Here is a 6,000-nt window from a genome sequence, read left to right as displayed (position 1 = left end):
GCCGCCGGCGTCGCGGGACGGCGCGCGGCGGCCGCCGCCCCTCCCCGCACGCTTCCTCCAGCGAGACAAGGACGTCACGATGACCATGACCGAACCGCGCTCCGACGCGCCGACTGTGACCGGATCCGCTCATCCGTTCCGCCGCAGGCCTCAGAAGGACCGCGCGACGACGCTCGCGCGAGCCGGCGACTGGGCCCGCCGCGCTCCCCTGCTCCCCGCTCTGATCTTCGTGATCGCGGTGACCCAGGTGCCGTTCCTCATCACGATCATCGTGTCCCTGTTCAACTGGGAGGCGCTTTACCCGAACGACATCGGGTTCGCCTGGCTTTCGAACTACATCACCGTCTTCTCCGACGAGGCCCTTCGCGGAGCGGTGGTCACCACGATCCTGCTGACCGTGACCGTCGTGCTCGTCAGCCTCCTCTTCGGCCTCGGCATCGCGCTGCTGCTCGACCGCACCTTCTTCGGACGCGGCATCGTGCGCACGATCATGATCGCGCCGTTCCTCGTCGTCCCCGTCGCTGCCGCCCTCGTCTGGAAGCACGCGCTCTACAACCCCGAGTACGGCCTGCTCAACGGCGCCCTGAACTGGTTCTTCGGCCTGTTCGGCGCGACCGCCCCGCAGCCCGACTGGATCGGCAGCAACGCCCTCGTCGCCGTCGAGGCCTCCCTCATCTGGCAGTGGACGCCGTTCATGATGCTGATCCTGCTCGCCGGCCTGCAGAGCCGCCCCCTGGACGTCCTCGAGGCCGCCCGCGTCGACGGCGCGACGACCTGGCAGATCTTCATCCACATGACGCTCCCCCACATGCGTCGCTACCTCGAGCTCGCAGCACTGCTGGGCTCGATCTACATCGTGCAGAACTTCGACGCCGTCTTCACCATCACCTCCGGGGGCCTCGGCACCGCCAACCTGCCGTACACGATCTACCAGCAGTTCTTCCAGGCACAGAACTACGGAGCGGCGTCGGCCGCCGGCGTCGTCGTCCTCATCGGAACGATGGCGATCGCCACCTTCGCGCTGCGCAGCATCTCCACACTCCTGAAAGAAGAGAACCGATGACCGCCCTCATCACGCGCCGCAAAGCGCCTCGCCCCGAGCTCACCATCGCCGGGTCCGGCACCCGCACCCGCGTCGGGAACTCCCTCCTGGGCCTGCTCGCCTGGGTCATCGGGCTCCTCTTCGTCACCCCGGTGCTCTGGATGATCCTCACCAGCCTGCACAGCGAGACCGACGCCGCGACCAACCCGCCGTCGCTGTTCGCCCCGCTCACCCTCGACGGCTACGCGAACTTCTTCGGCGCGAACTCGGGCGCCAGCCCCTGGCCCCCGCTGATCAACAGCGCCACCGCCAGCGTCGTCTCCACCGCCCTCGTGCTCCTGCTCGCCCTGCCCGCCGCCTACGCCCTCAGCATCAAGCCGGTGAAGAAGTGGTCGGACGTCATGTTCTTCTTCCTCTCCACCAAGATGCTGCCGATGGTCGCCGGCCTGCTGCCGATCTACCTGATCGCCAAGCAGATCGGAGCGCTGGACAGCATCGGGCTGCTCATCGTGCTCTACACCTCGATGAACCTCCCGATCGCCGTGTGGATGATGCGCTCGTTCCTCTCCGAGATCCCCGTCGAGATCCTCGAGGCCGCCGCGATCGACGGCGCCAGCCTGATCTCGATCTTCCGCCGGATCATCGTCCCGATCTCCGGCCCGGGCCTCGCCTCGACCGCGCTGATCTGCTTCATCTTCAGCTGGAACGAGCTGCTCTTCGCGAGCGTCCTGACCAGCACGAAGGCCTTCACCGCCCCGGTGTTCCTGACCAGCTTCGTCACCAGCCAGGGCCTGTTCCTCGCCCAGGTGTGCGCCGCAGCCGTCGCCGTGTCGCTGCCTGTGCTCATCGCCGGCTTCGCCGCTCAGGACAAGCTCGTCCAGGGCCTCTCGCTGGGAGCGGTCAAGTGAGCGCCGAGGAGCTGCGCTCCCTCGCCGACGAGTGGGCGCACCCGAAGGTCCCCGTCCCCACCTACGACCGGCACGGCCTGACCGCCGGCATCGTCCACTTCGGGGTGGGCGGCTTCCACCGTGCCCACCAGGCGATGGTCATCGACCGGCTCCTCGCGCAGGGCGAGGCCCGCGACTTCGCGATCTGCGGCGTCGGCGTCCTCGAGCAGGACCGCCGGATGAAGCAGGTCATGGACGCGCAGGACGGTCTCTACACCCTGGTGCTCAAGCACCCCGACGGCACTCGCGAAGCGCGCGTGATCGGCAGCATCATCGAGTACCTCCTCGCGGTCGACGATCCGGAGGCGGTCATCGAGAAGATGGCCGCCCCCTCCACCCGGATCGTCTCGCTCACCGTCACGGAGGGCGGCTACAACTTCCACCGCATCACCGGCGAGTTCGACGAGACGACCCCCGCAGTGCGGGCTGACGTCGAGGCGGCCGGCGAAGGGCGGGCGCCGCAGACGGTCTTCGGCCTCGTGAGCGCCGCGCTGCAGCGCCGACGAGAACGAGGCATCGAGCCCGTCACCGTGATGTCCTGCGACAACATCGCCGGCAACGGCCACGTCGCCAAGAAGATGTTCACCGCCTACGCCCGCCTCATCGACCCCGACCTCGCCGACTGGATGACCGAGGCCGTGCACTTCCCCAACAGCATGGTCGACCGCATCACCCCGGTCACCGGCGACGAGGACCGGGCCGAGGTCCGGGACGTGCACCGGATCGACGACGCCTGGCCGGTCGTCGCCGAGCCGTTCTTCCAGTGGGTGCTCGAGGACGACTTCCCGCTCGGCCGGCCCCCGTTCGAGGACGCCGGAGTGCAGCTCGTCGAGGACGTCGAACCGTACGAGCTGATGAAGCTGCGGCTGCTCAACGCCAGCCACCAGGGACTGTGCTACTTCGGCTACCTGATGGGCTACCGCTTCGCGCACGAGGCCACCGCCGACCCGCGCATCGCCCGGTTCCTCCGCGCCTACATGGACGACGAAGCCACGCCGACCCTCCCGCCGGTCCCCGGCATCGACCTTGAGGACTACAAGTCGACGCTCATCGAGCGGTTCCAGAACCCGGAGGTGCGCGACACCCTCGCACGCCTGTGCGCCGAGTCGAGCGACCGCATCCCGAAGTGGCTGCTCCCCGTCGTCCTCGCGAACCTCGAGACCGGCGGCAGCATCGTTCTCTCCGCAGGGATCGTCGCGAGCTGGGCGCGCTACGCGGAGGGCATCGACGAGGACGGCGAGCCGATCGTCGTCGTCGACCGGCTGGCCGAGCAGCTCACCCGGGCGGCACGCGAGCAGCACGAGGACCGGCTGTCGTTCCTGCGCGATCGCGACGTGTTCGGCGATCTGATCGACCAGCCGCGGTTCGTCGACGCCTACGTCGACGCGCTCGACTCGCTGCTCCTGCAGGGAGCCGCTGAAACCGTCGCCGGCTTCCTGAGGGCCGCCGACGAAGGGTGACTCTCCGACACCCGACACGAAGAAGAGGGAGGAGCGTCAGCTCCTCCCTCTTCTTCGTCTGCGCAGGACCCGGCCCGCGGGCAGACCGAGCCGGGGCTTCTCCGGGGATCAGGTCCCGACGAGGTCCCGTGTCCACGGCAGGTCGGCACCCCGCCGGCGCACCGTGATGGCGGCGCAGGACTGCGCGGTCTTGCCGAGCGCCGTGAGAGCGGCACCGGTCAGCACCTCACCCGCCCGGAACCGCTGCAGACCGGCTGCGTCCAGATGTGCGGTGAGTCCGTGCAGAAGACCGGCCATGAAGGAGTCGCCCGCTCCGATCGTGTCGACGACGCCCGTCGAATCCGCCGTCTGCTCCACTCGCTCGCGGCGCGTGGGCAGGACCGCGCCGGCACCTCCCCGCGTGATCGCGACGAGCTCGGGCCCGGACGCGAGCAGACGATCGGCGACCTCGTCGAGGGACGACCCCGGGTACAGCCACTCCGCGTCCTCATCGCTGAGCTTGATGACGTCGGACGCGGCGATGAAGCGCTCCGTCCGGACGAGCTGCTGCGCGTGCGGGCGCATCAGAGCAGCGCGGACGTTGGGGTCGAACGACACCAGCGACTCGTCGCGCGCGTCGAGGACGAGGCGCAGCGCGACCTCGTCACCCGGCGCGAGCACCGCACCGAGGGAGCCGGTGTGCACGACAGCAGGGAGCCTCTGCGCGGTCGATGGCGCTTCGGGGAGGTCCCAGCGCAGGTCGAAGTCGTACTCGGCCGAACCGTCAGCGGTGATGGTCGCGGTCGCCGTCGACGTCGCGCCGTCGCGACGACCCGCAGGGTCGACCTCGACATGGGACTGCAGGAGATGGGAGCGGATCGCCACTCCCCGGGGGTCGTCCCCGATCGAGGTGAGCAGCCGCACCCGATGCCCGAGCCGGCCCAGGCCCACGGCGACGTTCAAGGGCGAACCGCCCACCCGTTCGGAGACGGTCCCGTCCCGGTCCAGGACGACATCGATGAGGGCCTCGCCGATGACGAGGACGTCGCCTCCCGTCACGAACGGGGCGAGACGAGGAGCTTGCCGGTGCTGTCCGCGTTGGCCGCGGTGAACGCGTCGGAGATGTCCTCGAGCGAGTACCGGCCCGAGACGACCTCGGCGGTCGGCAGACCGCCGTCGACGGCGATGGAGATCGCGGTCTCGACATCGGCCTCGGTGTAGGCCGCGCAGCCCTGCACCCGGATCTCGAAGTCCTGGATGATCGGCATCGGCAGCACGGCGTCGCGCGCGGGAACGCCCACGACGACGAGAGTGCCGGCGCGGCGCAGCAGAGACACCGCCTGCGCGTAGGAGCGCTCGTTCGCGACGCAGTCCAGGACGACGTCGGCAGGCCCACCGAGGGCCGCGGCGACCTGCTCGTTCGCGTCAGCGTCCGATGCCTTCACCGCGCCGTGCGCTCCGATGCGCGTCGCGCGAGCGAGCTTGCCCTCGTCGAGATCGGTGGCGACGACGGTGCCGGCACCCGCGTTCAACGCGGCGACGACGCAGAGGACACCGATGGTGCCGGCGCCGAGGACGACGACGCGCGCTCCGGCGAGATCACCCGCGATACGGGCGGCGTGGACGGGCGTCGCGAGGCACTCGACGAGCGCGGCGGTCTCGTCGTCGACGGAGTCGGGGACGGCATAGAGGTTGCCGGCGGGGGCGACGAAGTACTCGGCCATCGCGCCGGCCCAGTGCCCGGACGGGTCGCAGCCGATCCAGGAGAGCCGCTCACACGCGTTCGAGCGCCCGGCGCGGCAGTTCAGGCAGGTGCCGCAGGCGACGTTGGGCTTGAGGAGCACACGCTGACCGACTTCGACGCCCTCGACCCCCTCGCCCAGCGCAGCGACGACACCGGTCGCCTCATGGCCGGGGAGGTAGGTCGAGGCGAGGAACGGGTGGTGCCCGGCGATCGCGTGGATGTCGGAGCCGCAAATGCCGACCAGGACGCTCTGCACGAGAACCTGGCCCGCCGCGGGCGTCGGCACATCGGCGGTCTCGAGGCGGACGCCTGAGAGCGGCTCGGCGACAGCGCGGTGCATCGTCGTTGAAGCTGTGGGAGGAGTGGTCATCGTCGAGTTCCTTCGAAGCGAGTGCGGAGGCGTGGGCCCGGATTCAGGTCGGTGAAGCCCGCAGCCGTTCCGTCGACTTCGACGGGACTGTCGGCACGAGACCTGGCTGGTGTTCATCGTCGACCTACCCGGGGAGGCGATCTAGACGCCACCTGCAGCGGTTCTGGTACAAATCTGCCGACGATTGTCGGGCATCGCTGAGTCAGCAGGTGCATGCATGCGCTTCGAAGGCTCCATGTTCCGGAGATCCGCTCGAGAATCAGGCGCTCCTTGTCATTGAACGAGGTCGGTGCACTCCCATATCTGATGAATAAGATCCTATTTATCCCGATGTCGAACGGACCGCGGTCGCCACACCCTCCGACGAGACCTTGCAGGCCACCGAGAGCATCCGTTCCTGGTCTCGCCGAAGGGGCGGTCCTTGCGGTGTCGACAAGCGCCGGGGTCCAAGTCCTCCG

At 69.2% G+C, this 6,000-nt stretch carries 5 protein-coding genes; 3 read left to right on the top strand and 2 right to left on the bottom strand.

All coding sequences use genetic code 11. The annotated features are described in order from the left end of the window. The first annotated feature begins 85 nt into the window (after positions 1-85). The 3 genes from MT355_RS15265 to MT355_RS15255 are packed head-to-tail and all read left to right on the top strand — an operon-like array spanning position 86 to position 3,449. Positions 86-1,063 carry a carbohydrate ABC transporter permease gene (locus MT355_RS15265; RefSeq protein ID WP_243600288.1) on the top strand — a complete coding sequence of 326 codons (978 nt, stop codon included), beginning with the start codon at positions 86-88 and terminating at the stop codon, positions 1,061-1,063. After that, positions 1,060-1,950: a carbohydrate ABC transporter permease gene (locus MT355_RS15260; RefSeq protein WP_243600188.1), complete on the top strand. Its 891-nt coding sequence runs from the start codon at positions 1,060-1,062 to the stop codon at positions 1,948-1,950. Before MT355_RS15265 ends, MT355_RS15260 begins: the two co-directional genes overlap by 4 nt. Next, positions 1,947-3,449, top strand: a complete 1,503-nt coding sequence (locus tag MT355_RS15255; protein ID WP_243600187.1) for a mannitol dehydrogenase family protein — start codon at positions 1,947-1,949, stop codon at positions 3,447-3,449. Before MT355_RS15260 ends, MT355_RS15255 begins: the two co-directional genes overlap by 4 nt. Positions 3,450-3,557: 108 nt before the next feature. Here MT355_RS15255 and MT355_RS15250 read toward each other — a convergent pair whose 3' ends face one another. Together MT355_RS15250 and MT355_RS15245 are read right to left on the bottom strand one after the other, a co-directional pair. Continuing rightward, positions 3,558-4,487: a carbohydrate kinase gene (locus MT355_RS15250; RefSeq protein WP_243600186.1), complete on the bottom strand. Its 930-nt coding sequence runs from the start codon at positions 4,485-4,487 to the stop codon at positions 3,558-3,560. Beyond that, positions 4,484-5,542 (bottom strand): zinc-binding dehydrogenase, encoded by a 1,059-nt coding sequence (locus MT355_RS15245; RefSeq protein ID WP_243600185.1) that lies wholly within the window; start codon positions 5,540-5,542, stop codon positions 4,484-4,486. The genes MT355_RS15250 and MT355_RS15245 overlap by 4 nt, the downstream gene beginning before the upstream one ends. Between the last annotated feature and the right edge of the window lie 458 nt (positions 5,543-6,000).

Source organism: Rathayibacter sp. VKM Ac-2929 (genome assembly GCF_022815495.1).
GTDB lineage: Bacteria > Actinomycetota > Actinomycetes > Actinomycetales > Microbacteriaceae > Rathayibacter > Rathayibacter festucae.
This window is presented reverse-complemented; position numbering and strand designations above follow the sequence as displayed.